The organism is Burkholderia sp. SRS-25 (assembly GCF_004343765.1).
In the GTDB taxonomy this organism is placed as follows: domain Bacteria; phylum Pseudomonadota; class Gammaproteobacteria; order Burkholderiales; family Burkholderiaceae; genus Burkholderia; species Burkholderia contaminans.
The window spans coordinates 35,633-57,804 of the sequence record NZ_PTXM01000029.1; the positions used below are offsets into that span (position 1 = coordinate 35,633).

Genomic DNA, 22,172 nt, shown 5'->3' on the forward strand with positions numbered 1-22,172 from the left:
GCCCTCCCGCTCCTACTCGAGACCCTAGGACAGAAAGATGACGCAAGCCTTCCATTTTTCGCTGAACCGGATGAGCGCACCGCGCTTGCCGTTCGACCGTTACGTCGCGCTGTGCCAGCGCCTCGGCATCGACACGATCGAGATCCGCAACGATCTCGACGGCGTCGAGATTGCCGACGGCACGCCGGCCGCCGCCGTGCGTGCAACGGCCCAAGCCGGCGGCGTGACGATCCTGACGATCAACGCGCTGCAGCGCTTCGAGCAATGGAACGCCGAGCGCGCGGACGAGGCGACCGTGCTGGCCGACTACGCGGCGCAATGCGGCGCGCGTGCGCTGGTGCTATGCCCGACCAACAGCCGAAGCGACACGCGCAGCGCGGACGTGCGCCACGCGGATCTCGTCAAGGCGCTGACGGCACTCAGGCCGATCCTCGACGCGCGCGGCCTGCTCGGCTTCATCGAGCCGCTCGGCTTCGAGGAGTGCGCACTGCGCCGCAAGGCGGATGCGGTGAAAGGCATCTACGACGCGGCGGGCGAGCAGGTGTTCCGGCTCGTGCACGACACGTTCCACCATCACCTGTCGGGCGAGGACATCTTCTTCCCGGACCTGACTGGCCTCGTGCACCTCTCGGGCGTCGAGGAAGACGACCTGCCGGTCGACCGGATGCGCGACGGCCACCGCGTGCTGGTCGGCGGCGCCGACCGGCTCGGCAATATCCGGCAACTGCGCGAATTGCTCGCGCGCGGCTACCGCGGCGCGCTCTCGTTCGAGCCGTTCGCGCACGAAATCGCCGAAGCCGACGACATCGAGGACCGGCTGCGAGCCAGCATCGACTACGTGCGCGGCGAACTGGCGAATCAATGACCACCGCCACGGTGCACATCCACGAAATCAACAGGAGAACGGAATGATCGAATTCGCGTTGTTCGGCGCGGGACGCATCGGCAAGATCCACGCGGCGAATCTCGCGCGCCATCCGGGCGCGAAGCTGAAGTACGTCGTCGACCGACATGCGCCGTCGGCCGAAGCGCTGGCCCACGCGCACGACGCGCAGGTGGCCGATGTCGAGCGCGCACTCGGTGATCCGGCTGTCCGGGCGGTCGTGATCGCATCGAGCACCGACACGCATGCGGACCTGATCGTCGCGGCCGCGAATGCGGGCAAGGCCGTGTTCTGCGAGAAGCCTGTCGACCTGACGGTCGAGCGCTCGCGTGCGTGCGCGGACGTCGTCCGGCGCAGCGGCGTGACCTGCATGATCGGCTTCCAGCGCCGCTTCGACCCGACGTTCGCCGCACTGAAGGCGCGCGTCGAGCGTGGCGAGATCGGCGCGCCGGAAATGCTGGTCGTCACGAGCCGCGATCCGGGCGCGCCGCCCGTCGACTACATCCGCAGTTCGGGTGGCATCTTCAAGGACATGCTGATCCACGATTTCGACGTATTCCGCTGGATTCTCGGCGACGAAGCGCAGACGCTGCACGCGACCGGCAGTTGCCTGACCGATTCGGCCGTGCACGACGCAGGTGACATCGATTCGACCGCCGTGACGATCCGCACGCGGCGCGGACTGCTGTGCCAGATCAACACGTCGCGGCGCGCCGCGTACGGCTACGACCAGCGTTTCGAGCTGCTCGGCAACAACGGGATGCTGCAGGCCGGCAACGTGCGGCCAACCGAGGTGAGCGCGTGGCTCGCGGGCGGCATCGCGACGGACGTGCCGGAGCCGTTCTTCCTCGAACGCTACCGGCACGCGTATGCGGCCGAGATCGCGCACTTCGTCGACGCGCTGCGCGACGGCACACCGGTCCGCACGACGATCGACGACGGGCTCGCCGCGCTCGAACTGGCCGAGGCCGCGATGACATCGTGGAAAACGGGGCGCGTAATCGAGCTGTAACGTCACCGGCGACAAGCGATGACAGGCGGCGGCGAACCGCGAAAGCGGGCCGCCGCCGGCCGATCGGCAACCCACCCGGGCAAGACGCAGTCAGCGCGCGACCGCATCGGGAAAATTTGCCGGAGCGTCGCGCGGCGTGTGCGTGAATGCACGTATGATGGCGAATTGATCCGTGTCGCCGACATCCCGCTTTTTCACCACCATGCTCGATCACCTCATCTGCGACTGCGACGGCGTGCTCGTCGACAGCGAAATCATCGCCGACCGCGTCCTGCTCGATACGCTGTCCGCCACGTTCCCGAATCTCGATTTCGAAGCCGCCGCCAAGTCGGCGTTCGGCCAGCAGACGTCGCGCTTCCTGGCGGGAATCGAATCCCGCTTCGGGATCGAGATGCCGGCCGACTTCATCGAGACCATCGAGCACAACATCGAGAGCGCGCTGGCGCAATCGCTCGCGCCGATCTCCGGCGTGCGCGATGCGCTGCTGAAGGTGAGCCTGCCGGCGGCCGTCGTGTCGAACAGCCGGCTCGCGCGCGTGCGCAGCTCGCTGAAGCGCGCGGCGCTTACCGAGATCTTCGGCGATCGCGTGTTCAGTTCCGAGCAGGTGGCGCGGCCGAAGCCCTACCCCGACGTCTACCTGCATGCGGCGCACACGCTCGGCGTCGCGCCGGAGCGCTGCGTCGTCGTCGAGGACAGCGTGTCGGGGCTGAATGCCGCGCGCGCGGCGGGCATGAAGACGATCGCATTCGTCGGCGCGAGCCACATCCCCGACAACTACGCGGACGCGCTGCGCGCGATGGGCATCACGCGGATCATGCGCGAGATGGACGAACTGCCGGCGTTCGTCGAAGCCGGCGTTCGTGGCGAATTCGGGGACGTACAGTCCTGATGGTCTTGCCGGCCCGATCACGCTGATCAGGCCGAACCGGCGTGCGCCGGTTCACCACGCACGCCGGGCCGCGGGCGCGCGAACGCGCCCGCCTTCCCCTTCCCCGCACTCAGGCCGGTTCGCAGCAGCGCTCGCGCGCGGCGGCCAGCGCCTCGCGGAACTCGACGAGTTCGGCGATCGTCAGCATCGGCAGGCCGTGCCGTTGCGCGAAACGCTCGACATCGTCGCCGCGCGTCATCGTGCCGTCCGGATTCATCAGCTCGCACAGCACGCCGGCCGGCTTCAAGCCGGCGAGGATCGACAGGTCGACCGTGCCTTCGGTGTGACCGCGGCGTGCCAGCACGCCGCCCGGTTGCGCACGCAGCGGAAACACGTGGCCGGGGCGCACGATGTCGTGCGGCTTCGCGCCTTCCGCGATCGCCGCACGGATCGTCGTCACGCGATCGGCCGCCGATACGCCCGTATGCACGCCTTCGCGCGCCTCGATCGACACGGTGAACGCGGTGCCGTTGCGGCTCTCGTTGGTCTGCACCATCGGCGGCAGCTCGAGCGCACGCACGGTGTCGTCGGTCAGGCACAGGCACACGATGCCGCTGCATTCGCGAATCAGCAGCGCCATCGTCTCGGACGTGATGCGCTCGGCGGCAACGATCAGGTCGGCTTCGTTCTCGCGGTCGTGGTCGTCCTGCAGCACGACCGCGCGGCCTGCGCGCATCGCTTCGAGCGCAGCGGCGATGCGCGGCGGCACCGGTTCGGAATCCAGCAACGGGAGATCGGCAAAGGCGTCGGCGGGTGCCGACGAAACGGACATCAAGGACATGTGAAACGCTCCTCGCAAATACGATTTGGGCGAAAAACGTTCCAGGGCATTGCAAACAGACAGAACGACAACCCGCTTCGCACACATGGCGAAGCGGCCCTGACGGACATGACTATCTGCACATCTTCTCTCATCCGGACTGTGACCGTCGGCTCTGGCATTCGACCAGATCTGCTGACCCCGCGCGGATGCGCGGGCGCTCGCGGGCTCGCCGGCTTACGCCAGCCTACCGCCGGTGGGGAATTTCACCCCGCCCTGAAGACGCACTGATTGCCGGATGGGCCAACCCCATCGACGGCGGGCCAAGCATACAACAGCTGCGCGCGCGGCGCAGCGAACACTGCCTAAAACCTTACTGACGACCCCGTCTAACGGCATCGTCCAAACGGCCGACGGACGACCCGCGGTCTCGTCCGAACGACGAGCACGCGGCCCGCTTCCGTGCGGCCTGCGTTGCGCGGTCAGCCGGCCGCGTGCGCGGTATGTGCCGCATGCGCCGCATCGGGTACGAGCCAGCGCGGCGGCACCTCGGGGCTCACCGTCACGCGGAATGCGCGCGCCTCGCTGTCGCCCGGGTTGCGCAGGCTGTACGGCTGGTCGGCATCGAACACGATCGCGTCGCCGGTCGCGAGCAACTGGCGGCGGTCATGCACGCTGACTTCGAGCGTGCCTTCGCTGACGACGAGGTTGACCGTCGTGCCGGGCGCGCGGCGGGCGCCGGGCTCCGTATGCAGCGGCGCGATCCGCAGCTCGTGGAACTCGGCCGCGGCCGGCTCGCCTTCCGGGTACAGCGCACGCGCCGAGAAGCGGCCGTTCGAGCTGACGACCCGCGACGCGCGCTCGGCCGCCAGGTGCTCGAAGCCGTTCACGGCATGGCGGCGCAGGAAGGCGGCGACCGATACCTTCAGCGCCGCGGCGATCTTGCAGAGCACCTTGATCGACGGCACGCTGCGCGCCGACTCGATCTGCGCGAGCATCGCGCGCGACACGCCGGACAGCCGCGCGAGCGCATCAAGCGACAGTTGCCGCTCGGCGCGCAACCGCGCGAGGTTCACACCGACGACCTGTTCCAGAACGTCGAGCGACGCGGACGCCCGCGCATCGGCGGCATTGCCGGACTCGAAGGAAGACACGTCGCGCACGAGCGCCAGGGATGAAGACATAGCATTGCCTCCGGGCCGCTGTGCAGCCCTGCGTATGGGGTAAGCCGGGATCGGAATCGGGTTGCGCCAGCAACGGCGCGTATCGAGACGCTATCACCCGGTCTTGCACCGGCAAACGAAGTTATCTTCACACCGTTATCAGCATCGCGGAGGAATGCGTTCGTCGCGAACCTTTTCCCGCCGCTATCGCGTCGCGCCGGCGCCGCGCGCCGGCCCGCGCGCGTCGAGCCGCATCGCAAACCACGTGACGACGAGCGCCGCGAACGTCACCGCGACGGCCACCCAGGGCAGCGCATCGAGCGCCAGGCCGTGTTCCAGCGCAAGGCCGCCGAGCCACGCGCCGAGCGCATTGCCGACGTTGAACGCGCCGATGTTGAGCGTCGATGCGAGATGCGGCGCGCTCGCGGCCTTCTCGACCACGTGCGCCTGGAGCGGCGGCACCGTCGCGAATGCGGCGATCCCCCATACGAATACGGTGACGGCCGCCGCGACCGGATAGTGGCTCGTCTTGGCGAACACGACCATCACGGCCATCAGCGCAACGAGGATCGCGATCAACGACGGCATCAGCGCGCGGTCGGCGAGCTTGCCGCCGAGCGTGTTGCCGATCGTCAGCCCCGCGCCGAACAGGACGAGGATCAGCGCGACCACGCGCGGCGAATAGCCCGACACGGACTGGAGAATCGGCGCGATGTACGTGAACACGACGAACACGCCGCCGAAGCCGAGCACGGTCATCAGCAGCGCGAGCCACACCTGCGGCTCCTTCAGCACGCGCACTTCGTGGCCGAGGCCGACCGGCCCACTGTCGTGGCGGTTCGGCACCAGCGCGGCGACGCCGCCGAGCGAAAGCACGCCGAGCGCGGCGACGATCCAGAACGACGCGCGCCAGCCGAGCAACTGGCCGACGAAGGTGCCGAACGGCACGCCGAGCACGTTCGACAGCGTGAGCCCCGTGAACATCAGCGCGATCGCGCTCGCACGCTTGTCGGCCGGCACGAGCGACGCGGCGACCACCGCCCCGATCCCGAAGAACGACCCGTGCGCGAACGACGTGACGACGCGCGCGACCATCAGCATCGCGTAGCCGGACGCAGTCGCGCACAGCACGTTGCCGACGATGAAGATCGCCATCAGCAACTGCAGCGCGGCCTTGCGCGGCATGCGGCTCGTCAGCACCGCGAGCAGCGGCGCGCCGGCCGCGACACCGAGCGCGTAGCCCGTGACCAGCAGGCCGGCCGACGGCAGCGACACGGCCAGGTCGCGCGCGACCTCGGGCAACAGGCCCATGATGATGAACTCGGTGGTACCGATGGCGAAGGCGCTGATCGCAAGCGCCAGTAACGGAATGGGCATGGGGTTCTCCGGAAGGCGGCGGACGCGGCGCCCGGTCGGTGCCGCACCGCACAAAAGGCAGGATGTGCGCATTGTCCCGAAGATGCCGATATTTGATAATTGGCGCAGTGTTTGAACCATTTTCAAATATTTCTGGAAAATCGCATGGATCGACTGGGCGATATCCGGCTGTTCGTCGAGGCGGCCGAGCTGGGTAGCCTGTCCGCCGCCGGGCGCAAGCTGAACCTCACGCCGGCCGCCGCGAGCGCGCGCCTCGCGAAGCTCGAGGCGGCGGTCGCCACCCGGCTGTTCGACCGCTCGACCCGGCAGTTGCGGCTCACCGACGAGGGCCGCCTGTACCTGAACGGCTGCCGGCAGGCGTTGCAGGCGCTCGACGACGCGAACGCGCTGTTGCAGGCCGGCCGCAACGTCGTCGGCGGCCGGGTACGGCTGTCGGCGACGTCCGATTTCGGCCGCCGCCGGCTGCTCGACTGGCTCGACGAATTCACCGCGCGCTACCCGAACGTGATGTTCTCGCTGACGGCGTCCGACTCGACGGCGAACCTGTGGCAGGACGAGATCGACCTCGCGATCCGCTTCGCGGCGCCGCCCGACGGCGCGCTGATCGCCCGCCGGCTCGCCGCGGACCGGCGCGTGCCGTGTGCGGCGCCGTCGTTCATCGAACGCCACGGCGTGCCGAGTGACCCGCACGATCTGGCCCGCTTTCCGTGCAACGTGATCACGGTGGCGTCCGGCCCGATGAACACGTGGCGCTTCACGCGCGGCGACGACACACAAACCTGCACGGTGCCGCTCGCCACCGCGTTCGAGACCAACGACGGCGGCCTCGCCCGCGAGTGGGCGCTGCGCGGCCGCGGCATCGTGCTGAACTCGATCTGGGATGTCGCCGACGACATCCGCGCCGGGCGGCTCGAGGTCCTGCTGCCGGAGTGGCGCCACCAGAGCGCGCCGCTGCACGCGATCTATCCGGGCAAGCGCTACATGGCGCCGCGCGTGCGCGTGCTGCTCGACTTTCTCGCCGAACGCTTTGCACGCGAAGAAGCCGCGCACGAAGACCTGCTGAACGCGTGCCGCTGACGGCCGGCGCACCGATGCCAAGGGGTCGGAACCTGGCGGGCGGCGTCGCGCGGCCGCAACCCGCCTCCCGCCCCGGCCAACATGAAAAGCTATAATGAAAGGCTTTCCCGACGGCTTTTCATGCTGGTTGCGCGCCATCCGCGTGCAGCGCACGGCCGTCCCGATTCACCCTCTAGACGACGCCCCCAGGTCAACCACTGCGAACGGCGAACCCCCATGACCAAGAAAGTTTACGTAAAGACCTTCGGCTGCCAGATGAACGAGTACGACTCGGACAAGATGGTGGACGTGCTGAATGCGGCCGAAGGCCTCGAAAAGACCGATACGCCGGAAGACGCGGACATCATCCTGTTCAACACGTGCTCGGTGCGTGAAAAGGCGCAGGAGAAGGTGTTCTCCGATCTCGGCCGCGTGCGCGAGCTGAAGGAAGCGAAGCCCGGCCTGCTGATCGGCGTCGGCGGCTGTGTCGCGAGCCAGGAAGGCGCGTCGATCGTGTCGCGCGCGCCGTACGTCGACCTCGTGTTCGGCCCGCAAACCCTGCACCGCCTGCCGCAGATGATCGACGCGCGCCGCGAGAGCGGCCGTGCGCAGGTCGACATCTCGTTCCCCGAAATCGAGAAGTTCGACCACCTGCCGCCCGCGCGCGTCGAGGGTCCGAGCGCGTTCGTGTCGATCATGGAAGGCTGCTCGAAGTACTGCAGCTACTGCGTGGTGCCGTACACGCGCGGCGATGAAGTGTCGCGCCCGCTCGACGACGTGCTGACCGAAGTGGCCGGCCTCGCCGACCAGGGCGTGCGCGAAGTCACGCTGCTCGGCCAGAACGTGAACGCGTATCGCGGCGCGCTGGCGGCCGGCTCGCCGGAAATCGCCGATTTCGCGACGCTGATCGAATACGTCGCCGACATCCCCGGCATCGAGCGGATCCGCTACACGACGTCGCACCCGAAGGAATTCACGCAGCGCCTGATCGACACCTACGCAAAGGTGCCGAAGCTCGTCAGCCACCTGCACCTGCCCGTCCAGCACGGCTCCGACCGCATCCTGATGGCGATGAAGCGCGGCTACACGGTGCTCGAATACAAGTCGGTGATCCGCAAGCTGCGCGCGATCCGCCCGGACCTGTCGCTGTCGACCGACATGATCGTCGGCTTCCCCGGCGAGACCGAGGACGATTTCGACAAGATGATGGCGCTCGTGCACGAGATGAGCTACGACACCAGCTTCTCGTTCATCTACAGCCCGCGCCCCGGCACGCCGGCCGCGAACCTGCACGACGACACGCCGCGCGAAGCGAAGCTCAAACGCCTGCAACATCTGCAGGCGACCATCGAGGAAAACGTCGCGCGCATCAGCCAGTCGATGGTCGGGAAGGTCGAGCGGATCCTCGTCGAGGGCCCGTCGCGCAAGGACCCGAACGAACTCGCGGGCCGCACCGAGAACAACCGGGTCGTGAATTTCCCGGCGCCGCTCGCGTCGCACCCGCGCCTGATCGGCCAGATGATCGACGTGAAGATCAACCATGCGTACCCGCATTCGCTGCGCGGCGAGCTCGTGCTCGTGAGCGACGACGCGAGCGCGGCCACCCACTGACTGACGCTCAACAGGAGCCCGACGCCACTTTGAAGCCGACCCAAGCACTGGAATTCGTCGCGCCGCGCGACGACAACGCGCGCCTCGCCAACCTCTGCGGCCCGCTCGACGAGAACCTGCGGCAGATCGAACAGGCGCTCGACGTCACGCTGTCGCGACGCGGCCACCGGATCGCGATCCGCGGGCGCGGCGCCAAGCTCGCGCTCACCGCGCTCGAGAACTTCTACAACCGCGCGCGCGATGCGCTGTCGGTCGATGACATCCAGCTCGCGCTGGTCGAAGTGCGCCACACGTCCGGCAACGGCCGCCAGGACACGCTCGACGTGCGCTTTCGCGGCGACCCCGACCATCCGTTCGACGAGCCGGTCGTACAGCTCGACGCCAGCGAGCCGGACGAGGAGCCCGCGCCGAAGCTCTACACGCGGCGCGCCGACCTGCGCGGCCGCACGCCGGCGCAGCGCGAGTACCTGAAGCAGATCCTGCAGCACGACGTGACGTTCGGCATCGGGCCGGCCGGCACCGGCAAGACCTACCTCGCGGTCGCGTGCGCGGTCGACGCGCTCGAGCGCGACCAGGTCAAGCGGATCGTGCTGACGCGCCCGGCCGTCGAGGCCGGCGAGCGGCTCGGCTTCCTGCCGGGCGATCTCGCGCAGAAGGTCGACCCGTACCTGCGCCCGCTGTACGACGCGCTGTACGACCTGCTCGGCTTCGACAAGACGGCGAAGATGTTCGAGCGCCAGATGATCGAGATCGCGCCGCTCGCGTACATGCGCGGCCGCACGCTGAACCACGCGTTCATCATCCTCGACGAGGCGCAGAACACGACGCCCGAGCAGATGAAGATGTTCCTCACGCGGATCGGCTTCGGCTCGAAGGCAGTCGTGACCGGCGACACGAGCCAGGTCGACCTGCCGCGCGGCCACAAGAGCGGCCTCGTCGAGGCGCAGCAGGTGCTCGGCGGCGTGCGCGGCATCGCGCTCACGCGCTTCACGAGCGCCGACGTCGTGCGCCATCCGCTCGTCGCGCGCATCGTCGAGGCGTACGACGAATTCCACGCGCAGCACCAGGACGGCTGACCGGCCGGCGGCACCTGTACGCCGCCCCGGCCTGACAGCCCGGCCCGGCCCGCCAGACGGCGCGCCGGGCTTTTTTTTCGCCTGTGCGAATTCGGGTGCGATCGGCCGTTTGGTGTATCCTCAACGCGTCCTAATCGCCGCACGCGTCATGAAATCCTCCCGTTCCCGCAAGTCCGGGCGCGCCCAGTCCGCCGCGCCCGCCTCCCCCCGCCTTTCGCTGTTCGATGCGAAGGGCAAGGCCCGGACCGTCAACGCACAAGGGTTGCGAATCGACTTCCCGGATGGCCGCAGCCTGATGTTCGACCTGTCGGGCAGTTCGGGAGAAGCCGCCGTCGCGATCGTCGCGCAGCACAACGATCCGGCCATGCGCGCAAAGCTCGCGCTGCAGCCCGAGCACTATGACAGCGTGACGCTGCACGTGGGCGCCGAGCCCGCCCCGCGCGAAGACGACACCGAAGACGCGCTGCGCGAGCCGGAGCTCGACCTGTCCGTGCAATACGGTGACGAAATCACGAGCGACGTGCGCAAGACGCTACCGAAGCGCAAGCTGATCGCCGAGTGGATCGAGCCGGCGCTGTTCGCCAGCGCGCAGCTCACCGTGCGCTTCGTCGGCGAAGAAGAAGGCCGCACGCTGAACGCCGGCTATCGCCACAAGGACTACCCGACCAACGTGCTGACCTTCGCGTACGACGCGGCGCCAGACGGCACCGTGATCGGCGACCTCGTGCTGTGCTGCCCGGTCGTCGAGAAGGAAGCGCACGACCAGGGCAAGCCGCTCACGGCCCATTACGCGCACCTGCTGGTGCACGGCGCGCTGCATGCGCAGGGCTACGACCACGAGACGAGCGACGAGGACGCAGCCGAGATGGAAGCGCTCGAAATCGACATCCTCGCGAAGCTGGGCTTCCCGAACCCGTACCAGTAAGTCCTCCGCACGATGCGCAACGCCGCGACGATCCCGCCCGCCTACCCGCCGTCGATCGGCGACGGGCGCTTGCTGACGGAAGACGAGCTCGCGGCTTCGCTCGCGCACACGATGCGCGACTGGGACGGCCAGCAGGATCTGTGGCTGTTCGGCTATGGCTCGCTGATCTGGAACCCGGGGTTGCCGACCGTCGCCGCCGTGCGCGGCAAGGTGCACGGCTATCACCGCGGACTCTACCTGTGGTCGCGCGTGAACCGCGGCACGCCCGAACGCCCGGGCCTCGTACTCGCGCTCGATCGCGGCGGCTCCTGCTCGGGCATCGCGTTCCGGCTCGCCGGCCCGACCGCGCAACCGCACCTCGAAACGTTGTGGAAGCGCGAAATGCCGATGGGTTCATACCGGCCCGCGTGGCTGCCATGCTCGCTGGAAAGCGGCGAACGCGTGAACGCGCTCGCGTTCGTGATGCGCCGCGACGCGCCCACCTACACGGGCAAGCTGACCGATCCCGTCGTGAAGGAAGTGTTCGGCTGCGCGGCCGGCCGCTACGGCACGACGCTCGACTACGTAAGCCGCACGGTCGACGCGCTGCGCGCGAGCGGCATCCCCGATCGCGCACTCGAAGGGCTGCTCGCGCGATGCCGGTGACGCGGCACGGCGCCCGGCTGGCCGCCACGCACTGCCGCGCCGCGTGCGCATTCGAACGAGGACACGCCCGATGAAACCGTCACGCTGGTCGCATTGCAAGATTGCCGCGCTGATCGTCGCCGCGAGCATCGCGCTGTCCGGCTGCGGAATCCTGGGCTGCGGCGGCGCCGCGACCAACGGCGCGGCCGCCGGCGGCTGCTCGGCCGGCATGCGGTTCTGAACCGCGGCGCGGCGACAAAACCCGCGTGCGTCAGAATGCCGCCCCGGGCCGCCTCCGCAGGGCGTTTTCACGCGTCACGGCGCCCCGCCCCTTCCGCACCTGTTTTTGCCGCCGCTGCCCCGCCGCGCCTTTCTGAGATAGGATGGAACCGAGGACGGCGTCGCGCCCGGCGCGGCCGTCCGCGAGCGGGGCCCGCGCAAGCTGCCCACCCTGGCCGAGCGGCCGGTGTGACACGGTCGCGTCGTGCCCTTGGTGTATCCTTGCCTACTCCGTGACAGCGCGCTCCGGCATGACCCGGGCGCACCACCATGAACGATTCGTATCCCAGTCGTAAGCTAACCGACAAACCGCAAGAAAAGCGCTCGCTGCTCGAGCGCCTGACCGACTTCATCTCGCCCGAGCCCGAATCCCGCGGCGAGCTGCTGGAAATCCTCCAGGACGCCCACGAGCGCAACCTGATCGACGCCGATTCGCTGTCGATGATCGAAGGCGTGTTCCAGGTATCCGACCTGTGCGCACGCGACATCATGGTGCCGCGCGCCCAGATGGACGCGATCAACATCGCCGACAAGCCCGAAGATTTCATCCCGTTCGTCCTCGAGAAGGCGCACTCGCGCTACCCCGTGTACGAGGAGAACCGCGACAACGTCATCGGCGTGCTGCTCGCGAAGGATCTGCTGCGTTTCTATGCCGAAGAGGAATTCGACGTGCGCGGGATGCTGCGCCCGGCCGTGTTCATTCCCGAATCGAAGCGCCTGAACGTGCTGCTGCACGACTTCCGCGTGAACCGCAACCACCTCGCGATCGTCGTCGACGAATACGGCGGCGTCGCGGGCCTGATCACGATCGAGGACGTGCTCGAGCAGATCGTCGGCGACATCGAGGACGAATACGACTTCGACGAGGAAGCCGGCAACATCATCTCGGGGCCCGACGGCCGCTACCGCGTGCGCGCGCTCACCGAGATCGAACAGTTCAACGAGACGTTCGGCACCGATTTCCCCGACGACGAAGTCGATACGATCGGCGGGCTGATCACGCATCATTTCGGTCGCGTCCCGCATCGCGGCGAGAAGCTGCAACTCGGCAACCTCGTGTTCGAGATCCAGCGCGGCGATGCTCGCCAGGTCCACGTACTGCTGGTACGCCGCAATCCGCTCGCCAGCCGTCGCGCCGAAGCCTCGCACGAGGACTGACCGTCGCGCGCCAGCCGCGCGTTCCACAACCGCTCGCCCACTTCCGCTTCACATGGACGATCCGATCCTGTCCCGCCCGGCTGGCGGCCTTCTCGCGCCGACACCCGGCCGCGCGCTGCCGCGCTGGCACTACCCGGCCGCGCTGCTCGCCGGCGCAGCCAATACGCTCAGCTTCGCACCGACGCCGCATGGCGGCTGGCTGCAACTCGTCGTATTCGTCTGGTTTTTCGCGCAGCTCACGCGCACCGCGAACTGGCGCAGCGCCGCGCTCACCGGCGGCGCGTTCGGCTTCGGCAACTTCATCACCGGCGTCTGGTGGCTCTACATCAGCATGCACGTGTACGGCGAGATGGCCGCGCCGCTCGCGGGCGGCGCGCTCGTGCTGTTCTCGCTGTACCTGTCGCTGTACCCGGCGTTCTCCGCCGGGCTGTGGTCGTTCTGCGCGGGCCATGCGTGGCATCGCCGCACACCCGACCCGCGGCCGTTCTCGCCGACCTGGCACGGCGCATTCGCGTTCGCGAGCGCATGGGCACTCGGCGAATGGCTGCGCGGCACCGTCCTCACCGGCTTCCCGTGGCTTGCAAGCGGCTATCCGCAGGTCGACGGCCCGTTCGCGGGGTTCGCGCCGGTCGCCGGCGTGTACGGGATCGCGTGGGTACTCGCGCTGTTCGCCGCGCTGGTCGTGCAGGCGCTCGCCGCCGCCCGGCCGTCGCCGCTTGCCGAACCCCGCGCCGGCGATGCGCGCGTGCGTGTCGCCGCGCCGGCCGGCATCGCGGTCGCGCTGATCGCGGCCGGTCTCGGCCTGTCGCAGGTCACGTGGACCGTGCCCGCGAACAAGCCGCTCACGGTGCGGCTGCTGCAGGGCAACGTGAAGCAGGACATCAAGTTCGAGGAAGCGGGCATCGACGCGGCGATCAAGATGTACACGCAGATGATCATCGAGAAGCCGGCCGACCTGATCGTCACGCCGGAAACCGCGATCGCGGTGATGATCCAGGAGTTGCCCGAGCCGTTCGCCGTCGCGATCCGCAAGTTCAGCGACACGACGGGCTCGGCCGTGCTGTTCGGCGCGGTCGGCGCATCGGTGACCGAGGACGGCCACTACGTCGACTATACGAACAGCCTGTACGGGGTGACGCCGAATTCGCGCGACATCTATCACTACGACAAGCACCACCTCGTGCCCTTCGGCGAATTCATCCCGTGGGGCTTCCGGTGGTTCGTCGACCTGATGAAGATGCCGCTCGGCGACTTCGCGCGCGGCGCGCCCGTGCAGAAGCCGTTCCTCGTGCACAACCAGCCGGTGATGGCCGACATCTGCTACGAGGACTTGTTCGGCGAGGAAATCGCCGCGACGATCCGCGACAACCCGCAGCCGCCGGGCGTGCTCGTCAACGTGACGAACCTCGCGTGGTTCGGCGACACGATCGCACTCGACCAGCACCTGCAGATCGCGCGGATGCGCTCGCTCGAGACGGGCCGTCCGATGCTGCGCTCGACCAACACGGGGATGACGGCCGCGATCGATGCGCGCGGCCGCGTGCTCGGGCAGCTGAAGCCGTTCACGATCGGCTCGCTCGACGTGCGGATCGAAGGCACCAGCGGCTTCACGCCCTACGTGACGAGCGGCAACAACATCGTGCTCGCGGTGTCGTTCGTACTGCTCGCGTTCGGCTTCACGTTCGGCCCCGGGCTGCGCCGACGCAACGGCCGGAAGAACGGCGACGGCCAGCCGGAATGACGACGGGCGGCCGCTGCGCAGTGCGTGGCGGCCACCGAATGCAACATGCAGCAGCGGCCCATTCCTGCTGACTTGCCGGCCGCTCAGGCCCGCCGGGCCGACTCTGCCGACTCTGCCGACTCTGCCGATTGAGCCGATTGAGCCGATTGAGCCTGTCAGCCCGGCTGCGCGGCCAGGCGCCGCAGGTCGCGGCTCACCTCGTCCATCACCGGCGCCCACGCGCCGAACACCGGTTGCCGGTACAGCGTCGCGGTCGGGTACCACGGGCTGTCCTTGCGTTCGAGCAGCCACGGCCAGTGCGGATTCACGTCGAGCAGCACCCAGGTGCGCGCGCCGAGCGCACCCGCCAGGTGCGCGACCGACGTGCACACGGTGATCACGAGATCCAGCGCACCGATGAACGCGGCCGTATCGTCGAAGCTCGTCAGTTCCGCCGTGACATCCTCGATCGCGAAGCCGGCCGCGCGCGCCGCCTCGACATCCGCGTTCGCGCCCGGCTGCAGCGAATGGAACGCGACGCCGTCGATTCCGCGGAACGCGTCGGCATAGCGCTCGAGCCCGACCCGCCGGAACGGATTGCGCTGATGCCCCGCGCTGCCCGTCCACACGAGCCCGACCTTCAGCCGGGAGTCGCCCGCGAGCCGCGCGCGCCACGCATCGCGCGCATGCGGATCGGCACGCAGATACGGCACCGACGACGCGAGCGTCGACGCTTCCATGCCGAGCATCAGCGGCAGGCCGATCAGCGGGACTTCGTAATCGAAGGCCGGCAGCAATTCGATGCCGCCGCCCGCGCTGAATGCGTCCGCATGCGCGCCGAGGCTGCGCTGCATCAGCGTGCCCACCAGCGGGAACGTATTCCAGATGAGCCGGCCGCCCTCGCGATGCACGCGCTCGGCGAGCGGCGCGACGAAGCGGCAGAACTGCAGTACGTCGCCGAGCCCCTGCTCGCCCCACACGAGCAGCGTCTTGCCGGCGAGCGGCTCGCCCCGCCAGCGCGGGCCCGGCAGCACCGGCCGGCGGCCGCGCAACTCGCCCGCGCCGTCCCAGCGCGCCTCGTGGCCGCGCCAGCCGGCCGCGTAGTTGCCGCGCACGAGCTGGACGATCGCCAGGTTGAAGCGGTACGACGCATCGTCGGGCGCCAGCTCGCACGCGCGCGCCGCGTAGCGCTCGGCGTCGGCCCAGCGCTGCGCCTCCTTCATCGCCAGTGCGACGTTGTTCATCGCGAGCGCGTTGTCGGGCGCGAGCTCGACGAGCCGCTCCGCGCACGCAAGCGCGGCGTCCAGATCGTGCGTCGCGAACCGCGCGACGACGAGATTGATCCACGCTTGCACGTCGCGTGGATCGAAGCGCACCGCCGCTTCGAGCAGCGCTATCTCCTCCGCGCGGCTGCTACCCGACATCCGCAGCGCGATCGCGAGATTGTTGCGCAGCGATGGCCGGTCGGCGTCGAGCGCCAGCGCGGCGCGATACGGCGCCACGGCGTCCGCGTGCCGGCCCGCCATCTGCAGCGCGTAGCCGTGATTGAAGTATGCGGTCGCGCCCGGCTGCACGCGGGCCGCGCATTCGGCGAGCGCGATCGCATCGGCCGTGCGCTGCCGCGAGACGAGCGCGCCGGTGAGTTGCGCAAGCGCATCGGCGTCGACCGCATGCAGATGCCCGGCGGCGGCCAGCCACAGATCGTGCGCGGCGTGCTCGCCGCGCGCCTGCGCATCGGCGGCCTGCCCGAGCAGCGCGAGGAAGGGCGGGAGCAGCGGGATGAGGATATCGGTCGGATCGTCCATGCAGTCGGAGTCGGCTAGCGGTGGCGCGGCACGCGTCGCGCGCACCGCAATACGCGCATCTTAACGCCCGCGCAAAGCCGCGCGGCACCTACGTCGCAACGTGCCGCGCGATCACCCGGCACGCGCCGGTCACGCCCCGCGCAGGCCGCTCGCACGGAGCCGACGGCGTGCTCGCCCGCGTTCCGGCCGCATCCGCTCGCCGATCCGGTAAAATTACGCGTTTCAGCACACTAACAAGCCGCGCCGCCGCGCGAGCCGACCCTCCGGGCCCCGCCCGGAGCGCCGCCCGCAACGGAGCGCCAGCGCCACGAAGGCTCTTCATGCTTACGTTTCAGCAAATCATCCTGACGCTGCAGTCCTACTGGGACAAGCAGGGTTGCGCCCTGCTCCAGCCCATCGACATGGAAGTCGGCGCGGGCACGTCGCACGTCCACACGTTCCTGCGCGCGGTCGGCCCCGAGCCGTGGCGCGCCGCGTACGTGCAGCCGTCGCGCCGCCCGAAGGACGGCCGTTACGGCGAGAACCCGAACCGCCTGCAGCACTACTACCAGTACCAGGTCGTGCTCAAGCCGGCGCCGGAAAACATCCTCGACCTGTACCTCGGCTCGCTCGAGGCGCTCGGCTTCGACCTGCAGCAGAACGACGTGCGTTTCGTCGAGGACGACTGGGAAAACCCGACGCTCGGCGCGTGGGGCCTCGGCTGGGAAGTGTGGCTGAACGGGATGGAAGTCACGCAGTTCACGTATTTCCAGCAGGTCGGCGGCCTCGACTGCAAGCCGGTGCTCGGCGAGATCACGTACGGCCTCGAGCGCCTCGCAATGTACCTGCAGAAGGTCGAGAACGTGTACGACCTCGTGTGGACCGAGTGGGAAGAGCAAGGCCCGAACGGCCCCGAGCTGCGCCGCCTGTCGTACGGCGACGTCTACCACCAGAACGAGGTCGAGCAATCGACCTACAACTTCGAGCACGCGAACGTCGACCTGCTGTTCACGTTCTTCAACAGCTACGAAGCGGAAGCGAAGAAGATGATCGACGCGCAGCTCGCGCTGCCCGCGTACGAGCTCGTGCTGAAGGCCGGCCACACGTTCAACCTGCTCGATGCGCGCGGCGCGATCTCGGTCACCGAGCGCGCGGCGTACATCGGCCGCATCCGCGCGCTGTCGCGTCTCGTCGCGCAGGCTTACTACGACTCGCGCGAGAAGCTCGGCTTCCCGATGCTCGGCAACCCGCCGGGCGTGCCGGGCCTCACCACCGACGCCCAGGACGCCGCACAGCCGGCGTGGGCGCCGCCGCTCAAGGTCGAACGCAAGATCGATCAGGACTGACGAGACGAGATTCATTCCAACCATGACGCACAATCATCCCGCCCCCCTGCTCGTCGAACTGTTGACCGAAGAGCTGCCGCCGAAGGCCCTCGCGCGCCTCGGCGACGCATTCGCCGAAGGTCTCGCGCAACGCCTCGCGGCGCGCGACCTCATCGAAGGCGAACTCGTGTTCGAACGCTACGCCACGCCGCGCCGCCTCGCCGTCGTCGTGCAAAACGTGCGCGCCGTCGCCCCTGAAAAGCAGGTCCGCGAAAAGGTCCTGCCCGTGTCGGTCGCACTCGACGCCGAAGGCAAGCCGACGGCCCCGCTCGCGAAGAAGCTCGCGGCGCTCGGCCACCCGAACCTGTCGATCGCCGATCTCGAGCGCGCGCAGGACGGCAAGGCCGAAGCGTTCTTCATCAACTATTCGGCAGCCGGCGCCACGCTCGCCGACGGCCTGCAGGCCGCGCTCGACGAGACGCTCGAGAAGCTGCCGATCCCGAAGGTGATGACCTACCAGCGCCCGGACGGTTCCGACGTGAAGTTCGTGCGCCCGGTGCATCGCCTGACGGTGCTGCACGACGATCGCATCGTGCCCGTCACCGCATTCGGCGTCGACGCCGGCGACACGACGCTCGGCCACCGCTTCCTGTCCGACGGCCTCGTCGCGATCCAGCATGCGCGCGCCTACGCCGACACGTTGCGCGACAAGGGCCGTGTGATCGCGCACTTCGCCGATCGCCGCGAAACGATCCGCACGCAGCTGAACGAACACGCGAACGGCGATACCGTCGTGATGCCCGAGTCGCTGCTCGACGAAGTGACATCGCTGGTCGAATGGCCGGTCGTCTACCCGTGCCGCTTCGAGGACGAATTCCTGCAGGTCCCGCAGGAATGCCTGATCCTCACGATGCAAACCAACCAGAAGTATTTCGCGCTGACCGACGTCGCCGGCAAGCTGCGCTCGCGCTTCCTGATCGTGTCGAACATCGAGACGAAGACGCCGGGCGAGATCATCGAAGGCAACGAGCGCGTCGTGCGCCCGCGCCTCGCCGATGCGAAGTTCTTCTTCGAGCAGGACAAGAAGAAGCCGCTCGCCGACCGCGTGCCGCAGCTCGCGAACGTCGTGTATCACAACAAGCTCGGTTCGGCGCTCGCACGCGTCGAGCGCCTCGAGGCGCTGGCCGGCGAGATCGCACCCGCGATCGGCGCCGACGCCACGCACGCGAAGCGCGCCGCACGTCTCGCGAAGGCCGACCTGCTGACCGACATGGTCGGCGAGTTCCCGGAACTGCAGGGCACGATGGGCACGTACTACGCGCGCCACGACGGCGAAGCCGACGACGTCGCGCTCGCCTGCGCCGAGCACTACCAGCCGCGCTTCTCCGGCGACGCACTGCCGACCACGCCCGTGTCGACCGCCGTCGCGCTCGCCGACAAGCTTGAGACGATCGTCGGCATCTGGGGCATCGGCCTCGCGCCGACCGGCGAGAAGGATCCGTTCGCGCTGCGCCGCCACGCGCTCGGCGTGCTGCGCCTGCTGCTCGAGAAGCAACTGCCGCTCGATCTCGTGTCGCTGCTGCGCACGGCCCATGCACGCTTCGAAGGCGTGCCGGGCGTGGCCGAATCGACCGATGCGATCCTCGCGTTCTTCATGGATCGCCTGCGCGGCCTGCTGCGCGAGCGCGGCTATTCGGCCGGTGAAATCGATGCGGTGCTGAGCCTGAACCCGACGCGCGTCGACGATCTCGTCGCGCGCCTCGACGCGGTGCGCGAATTCACGCGCCTCGCGGAAGCCGAAGCGCTCGCGGCCGCGAACAAGCGGATCTCGAACATCCTGAAGAAGTCGGAAGGCGGCGCGAACGGCACGGTGCAGCCGACGCTGCTCGTCGAGGCCGCCGAGAAGGCGCTGCACGAACAGCTCGCGGCCGTGACGCCGCACGTGCAGTCGCAGCTCGAGGCGCGTGCGTACACGGGCGCGCTGTCGGCGCTCGCCGCGCTGCGCGCACCGGTCGACACGTTCTTCAACGACGTGATGGTCAACGCGGAAGATCCGGCACTGCGCGCGAACCGTCTCGCGCTGCTGTCCGCGCTGCACCAGCAGATGAACTGCGTCGCCGACATCTCGAAGCTCGCCGCATAAGGGCCGCACGATGCCGACCAGCCCCAACCGAAAGCTCGTCGTCCTCGACCGGGACGGCGTGGTCAACGTCGATTCGGATGCGTTCATCAAGACGCCCGACGAATGGATCGCGCTGCCCGGCGCCCTCGAGGCGATCGCCCGGCTCAACCACGCGGGTTATCGCGTGGTCGTCGCGACCAACCAGTCCGGCATCGGTCGCGGGCTGTTCGACATGGCCGCGCTCAACGAGATGCATCTGAAGATGCATCGTGCGGCGGCCGCGGTCGGCGCACGTATCGACGCGGTGTTCTTCTGCCCGCACACGGCCGAGGATCACTGCGACTGCCGCAAGCCGAAACCCGGCATGATGCAGATGATCGCCGAGCGCTTCGAGATCGATCCCGGTCACACGCCGGTCGTCGGCGATTCGCTGCGCGACCTGCAGGCCGGCGTCGCGGTCGGCTTCCAGCCGCACCTCGTGCTCACCGGCAAGGGCAAGAAGACGCTCGCCGCCGGCAACCTGCCGCCCGGCACGAAGGTCCACGACGACCTGCGTGCGTTCGCGCTCGATTTCCTTTCACACGAACACGAGTGATGCAGCCGCCGCGCGCATCCTCCCTAACGCCAGACTTACGCCGATGCGCTTCGTCCGCTCCCTGCTGCTGCTGATCTACTTCGTCCTGTACACGGTGCCGTACGCCACCGCGTGCTTCATCGCCTTTCCGTTCATGCGCTCCGACGCGCGCTACTGGATGGCGGCCGGCTGGTGCAAGTCGACGCTGTGGGTCGTGCGCTGGCTGAACGGCATCCGCTACCGGATCGAAGGGTACGAGAACCTGCCCGACGGCCCGGCGGTGCTGCTGTCGAAGCACCAGTCCGCGTGGGAGACGCTCGCGTTTCCGGCGCTGATGCCGAGGCCGCTTTGCTACGTGTTCAAGCGCGAGCTGCTGTACGTGCCATTCTTCGGCTGGGCGCTCGGGATGCTGCACATGGTCAACATCAACCGCAAGGAAGGCAAGAACGCGTTCACGTCGGTGATCCGCCAGGGCAAGAAGCGCCTGTCGGAAGGCGCATGGATGATCATGTTCCCGGAAGGCACGCGCACGCCGGTCGGCAAGCAGGGCAAGTACAAGACGGGCGGCGCGCGCTTCGCGATCGAAACCGGCGCACCTGTCGTGCCGATCGCGCACAATGCAGGTCGGGTGTGGCCGCGCAACTCGTTCACGAAATTCCCGGGCGTCGTCACCGTGTCGATCGGCAAGCCGATTCCCAGCGAGGGGCTGACGCCCGATGCATTGAACTCGCAGGTCGAAGCATGGATCGAAGCGGAAATGCGCCGGATCGATCCGGATTCGTATCGCCAGGCGGGTAATGCCGGCACGCGCGATGCCGCGCGTGTCTGACGCCCCCAGGTTGCAGCCGTTGCGTACGACAAAAAGAAGCGAACTGATGAAACAGCGTCCGCGGCCACGGCCTGCCGTCGTGGCCCTCGATCATCGCCAGATGGACCTGCCGCTCTTCGACGGGCCGGCCGCCGCACCGTCGGCGCCCGCCACGCCGCCGGCGCCGCCCGAAGCGGCACCCGCGGCGCCCCTCGATCCGGGCCCGGCGCCCGACCGCTCGCGCGTGCGCACGTTCGCACTCGACAGCCGCGTGCTCGAATACCGCCTGAAGCGCTCCGCGCGCCGCACGATCGGCTTCACGATCGACGGCAGCGGGCTGTCGATCACCGCGCCGCGCTGGGTCACGCTCGCCGACATCGAAGCCGCGATCTCAGAGAAACAGCGCTGGATCTTCGCGAAGCTCGCGGAGTGGAAGACGCGCACCGAACAGCGCGCGCTGCCGCAGATCGACTGGCGCGACGGCGCGGAGCTTCCCTATCTCGGCAAGACGGTGACGATCGCGCTCGGCGCGGGCGCCGTCGCGTTCGATGCCGATGCGCTGCGGCTCTCGCTGCCGCTGCCCGTGCAGGCCGACATGCAGCAGATCAAGGATCGCGTGCAGGGCTGGCTGCAGGGCGAAGCCAAGCGGATCTTCGGCGAACGCCTCGCCGTCTATGCAGAGAAACTCGGCGTCACGTATTCGATGTACGCGCTGTCGTCGGCCGCGACGCGCTGGGGCAGCTGCTCGAGCGACGGCAAGATCCGGCTGAACTGGCGGCTGATCCATTTCCCGATGTCGATCATCGACTACGTCGTCGCGCACGAGCTGTCGCACCTGCGCGAAATGAACCACAGCCCGGCCTTCTGGCAGACCGTCGAATCGATCTTTCCCGAGTTCCGCGAAGCGCGGCACACACTCAAGCACCATCCTCCCGAGTTGCTGCCGTCGCTTTGACGCGCACGGCGTCGCCGCCAACGAAAAGGGCG

At 68.6% G+C, this 22,172-nt stretch carries 20 protein-coding genes and 1 riboswitch; of the genes, 16 read left to right on the forward strand and 4 right to left on the reverse strand.

What is annotated here, in order from left to right; all coding sequences use genetic code 11:
- Positions 1–37: 37 nt before the first annotated feature.
- The 3 genes from C5O79_RS33210 to C5O79_RS33220 all read left to right on the forward strand — a co-directional run bounded on the left by C5O79_RS33210 (position 38) and on the right by C5O79_RS33220 (position 2,784).
- Entirely contained in the window at positions 38–865 is an 828-nt protein-coding gene (locus C5O79_RS33210) for a TIM barrel protein (protein WP_122474309.1), read from the forward strand.
- Positions 866–908: 43 nt separating this feature from the next.
- Positions 909–1,895: an inositol 2-dehydrogenase gene (gene iolG, locus C5O79_RS33215; RefSeq protein ID WP_122474310.1), complete on the forward strand. Its 987-nt coding sequence runs from the start codon at positions 909–911 to the stop codon at positions 1,893–1,895.
- A 202-nt stretch (positions 1,896–2,097) separates the two neighbouring features.
- On the forward strand, positions 2,098–2,784 hold the full coding sequence (locus C5O79_RS33220) for an HAD-IA family hydrolase (protein WP_122474311.1): 687 nt from the start codon (positions 2,098–2,100) through the stop codon (positions 2,782–2,784).
- A gap of 109 nt (positions 2,785–2,893) precedes the next feature.
- Here the strand turns inward: C5O79_RS33220 and ribB are convergent, their stop codons facing one another.
- The 3 genes from ribB to C5O79_RS33235 form a co-directional block, all read right to left on the reverse strand.
- The gene (gene ribB, locus C5O79_RS33225; protein ID WP_047852195.1) at positions 2,894–3,604 is read right to left on the reverse strand and encodes a 3,4-dihydroxy-2-butanone-4-phosphate synthase; all 711 of its coding nucleotides are present in this window, start codon (positions 3,602–3,604) and stop codon (positions 2,894–2,896) included.
- Between the two features lie 118 nt (positions 3,605–3,722).
- A riboswitch (FMN riboswitch) is annotated at positions 3,723–3,871 on the reverse strand.
- Between the two features lie 194 nt (positions 3,872–4,065).
- Positions 4,066–4,767, reverse strand: a complete 702-nt coding sequence (locus C5O79_RS33230; RefSeq protein WP_046544467.1) for an XRE family transcriptional regulator — start codon at positions 4,765–4,767, stop codon at positions 4,066–4,068.
- Positions 4,768–4,950: 183 nt separating this feature from the next.
- Positions 4,951–6,123, reverse strand: a complete 1,173-nt coding sequence (locus C5O79_RS33235; RefSeq protein WP_122474312.1) for an MFS transporter — start codon at positions 6,121–6,123, stop codon at positions 4,951–4,953.
- A gap of 144 nt (positions 6,124–6,267) precedes the next feature.
- On the opposite strand from C5O79_RS33235, the gene C5O79_RS33240 reads away from it, so the two are divergent.
- From C5O79_RS33240 to lnt, 8 genes are all read left to right on the forward strand, one after another.
- The gene (locus tag C5O79_RS33240; protein ID WP_122474313.1) at positions 6,268–7,200 is read left to right on the forward strand and encodes a LysR family transcriptional regulator; all 933 of its coding nucleotides are present in this window, start codon (positions 6,268–6,270) and stop codon (positions 7,198–7,200) included.
- 216 nt (positions 7,201–7,416) lie between these two features.
- Entirely contained in the window at positions 7,417–8,790 is a 1,374-nt protein-coding gene (miaB, locus tag C5O79_RS33245) for a tRNA (N6-isopentenyl adenosine(37)-C2)-methylthiotransferase MiaB (protein ID WP_122474314.1), read from the forward strand.
- Between the two features lie 29 nt (positions 8,791–8,819).
- Positions 8,820–9,866 carry a PhoH family protein gene (locus C5O79_RS33250; RefSeq protein WP_046544463.1) on the forward strand — a complete coding sequence of 349 codons (1,047 nt, stop codon included), beginning with the start codon at positions 8,820–8,822 and terminating at the stop codon, positions 9,864–9,866.
- Positions 9,867–10,014: 148 nt separating this feature from the next.
- The gene (gene ybeY, locus C5O79_RS33255) at positions 10,015–10,791 is read left to right on the forward strand and encodes an rRNA maturation RNase YbeY (RefSeq protein ID WP_122474315.1); all 777 of its coding nucleotides are present in this window, start codon (positions 10,015–10,017) and stop codon (positions 10,789–10,791) included.
- 12 nt (positions 10,792–10,803) lie between these two features.
- Positions 10,804–11,436 carry a gamma-glutamylcyclotransferase gene (locus tag C5O79_RS33260; protein WP_046544462.1) on the forward strand — a complete coding sequence of 211 codons (633 nt, stop codon included), beginning with the start codon at positions 10,804–10,806 and terminating at the stop codon, positions 11,434–11,436.
- A 70-nt stretch (positions 11,437–11,506) separates the two neighbouring features.
- Positions 11,507–11,656 carry a hypothetical protein gene (locus C5O79_RS38295; RefSeq protein WP_163008984.1) on the forward strand — a complete coding sequence of 50 codons (150 nt, stop codon included), beginning with the start codon at positions 11,507–11,509 and terminating at the stop codon, positions 11,654–11,656.
- A gap of 308 nt (positions 11,657–11,964) precedes the next feature.
- On the forward strand, positions 11,965–12,852 hold the full coding sequence (locus tag C5O79_RS33265; RefSeq protein WP_039360042.1) for a transporter associated domain-containing protein: 888 nt from the start codon (positions 11,965–11,967) through the stop codon (positions 12,850–12,852).
- A 52-nt stretch (positions 12,853–12,904) separates the two neighbouring features.
- Positions 12,905–14,593 (forward strand): apolipoprotein N-acyltransferase, encoded by a 1,689-nt coding sequence (gene lnt, locus C5O79_RS33270; RefSeq protein WP_122474316.1) that lies wholly within the window; start codon positions 12,905–12,907, stop codon positions 14,591–14,593.
- A 155-nt stretch (positions 14,594–14,748) separates the two neighbouring features.
- Here the strand turns inward: lnt and C5O79_RS33275 are convergent, their stop codons facing one another.
- Positions 14,749–16,377, reverse strand: coding sequence for a hypothetical protein (locus C5O79_RS33275; RefSeq protein WP_122474317.1), 1,629 nt, complete (start codon positions 16,375–16,377; stop codon positions 14,749–14,751).
- Positions 16,378–16,697: 320 nt separating this feature from the next.
- Between C5O79_RS33275 and glyQ the strand changes: the two genes are divergently transcribed.
- The 5 genes from glyQ to C5O79_RS33300 are packed head-to-tail and all read left to right on the forward strand — an operon-like array spanning position 16,698 to position 22,140.
- Entirely contained in the window at positions 16,698–17,702 is a 1,005-nt protein-coding gene (glyQ, locus tag C5O79_RS33280; RefSeq protein WP_011885965.1) for a glycine--tRNA ligase subunit alpha, read from the forward strand.
- 22 nt (positions 17,703–17,724) lie between these two features.
- Positions 17,725–19,824, forward strand: a complete 2,100-nt coding sequence (gene glyS / locus C5O79_RS33285; protein WP_047852198.1) for a glycine--tRNA ligase subunit beta — start codon at positions 17,725–17,727, stop codon at positions 19,822–19,824.
- A 10-nt stretch (positions 19,825–19,834) separates the two neighbouring features.
- Positions 19,835–20,398, forward strand: coding sequence for a D-glycero-beta-D-manno-heptose 1,7-bisphosphate 7-phosphatase (gene gmhB, locus C5O79_RS33290; protein WP_046544458.1), 564 nt, complete (start codon positions 19,835–19,837; stop codon positions 20,396–20,398).
- A 43-nt stretch (positions 20,399–20,441) separates the two neighbouring features.
- Positions 20,442–21,206, forward strand: coding sequence for a lysophospholipid acyltransferase family protein (locus C5O79_RS33295; protein ID WP_039360052.1), 765 nt, complete (start codon positions 20,442–20,444; stop codon positions 21,204–21,206).
- Positions 21,207–21,252: 46 nt separating this feature from the next.
- Positions 21,253–22,140: a SprT family zinc-dependent metalloprotease gene (locus C5O79_RS33300; RefSeq protein WP_039360059.1), complete on the forward strand. Its 888-nt coding sequence runs from the start codon at positions 21,253–21,255 to the stop codon at positions 22,138–22,140.
- Positions 22,141–22,172: the final 32 nt, after the last annotated feature.

Coding starts and splice junctions, on each gene's coding strand:
- C5O79_RS33240 (WP_122474313.1), top strand. CDS start 6,268: ATGGATCGACTGGGCGATATCCGGCTGTTCGTCGAGGCGGCCGAGCTG.
- C5O79_RS33275 (WP_122474317.1), bottom strand. CDS start 16,377: ATGGACGATCCGACCGATATCCTCATCCCGCTGCTCCCGCCCTTCCTC.
- iolG (WP_122474310.1), top strand. CDS start 909: ATGATCGAATTCGCGTTGTTCGGCGCGGGACGCATCGGCAAGATCCAC.
- C5O79_RS33260 (WP_046544462.1), top strand. CDS start 10,804: ATGCGCAACGCCGCGACGATCCCGCCCGCCTACCCGCCGTCGATCGGC.
- C5O79_RS33235 (WP_122474312.1), bottom strand. CDS start 6,123: ATGCCCATTCCGTTACTGGCGCTTGCGATCAGCGCCTTCGCCATCGGT.
- C5O79_RS33220 (WP_122474311.1), top strand. CDS start 2,098: ATGCTCGATCACCTCATCTGCGACTGCGACGGCGTGCTCGTCGACAGC.
- lnt (WP_122474316.1), top strand. CDS start 12,905: ATGGACGATCCGATCCTGTCCCGCCCGGCTGGCGGCCTTCTCGCGCCG.
- C5O79_RS38295 (WP_163008984.1), top strand. CDS start 11,507: ATGAAACCGTCACGCTGGTCGCATTGCAAGATTGCCGCGCTGATCGTC.
- glyQ (WP_011885965.1), top strand. CDS start 16,698: ATGCTTACGTTTCAGCAAATCATCCTGACGCTGCAGTCCTACTGGGAC.
- C5O79_RS33210 (WP_122474309.1), top strand. CDS start 38: ATGACGCAAGCCTTCCATTTTTCGCTGAACCGGATGAGCGCACCGCGC.
- gmhB (WP_046544458.1), top strand. CDS start 19,835: ATGCCGACCAGCCCCAACCGAAAGCTCGTCGTCCTCGACCGGGACGGC.
- C5O79_RS33230 (WP_046544467.1), bottom strand. CDS start 4,767: ATGTCTTCATCCCTGGCGCTCGTGCGCGACGTGTCTTCCTTCGAGTCC.
- C5O79_RS33265 (WP_039360042.1), top strand. CDS start 11,965: ATGAACGATTCGTATCCCAGTCGTAAGCTAACCGACAAACCGCAAGAA.
- ybeY (WP_122474315.1), top strand. CDS start 10,015: ATGAAATCCTCCCGTTCCCGCAAGTCCGGGCGCGCCCAGTCCGCCGCG.
- miaB (WP_122474314.1), top strand. CDS start 7,417: ATGACCAAGAAAGTTTACGTAAAGACCTTCGGCTGCCAGATGAACGAG.
- ribB (WP_047852195.1), bottom strand. CDS start 3,604: ATGTCCTTGATGTCCGTTTCGTCGGCACCCGCCGACGCCTTTGCCGAT.
- glyS (WP_047852198.1), top strand. CDS start 17,725: ATGACGCACAATCATCCCGCCCCCCTGCTCGTCGAACTGTTGACCGAA.
- C5O79_RS33300 (WP_039360059.1), top strand. CDS start 21,253: ATGAAACAGCGTCCGCGGCCACGGCCTGCCGTCGTGGCCCTCGATCAT.
- C5O79_RS33295 (WP_039360052.1), top strand. CDS start 20,442: ATGCGCTTCGTCCGCTCCCTGCTGCTGCTGATCTACTTCGTCCTGTAC.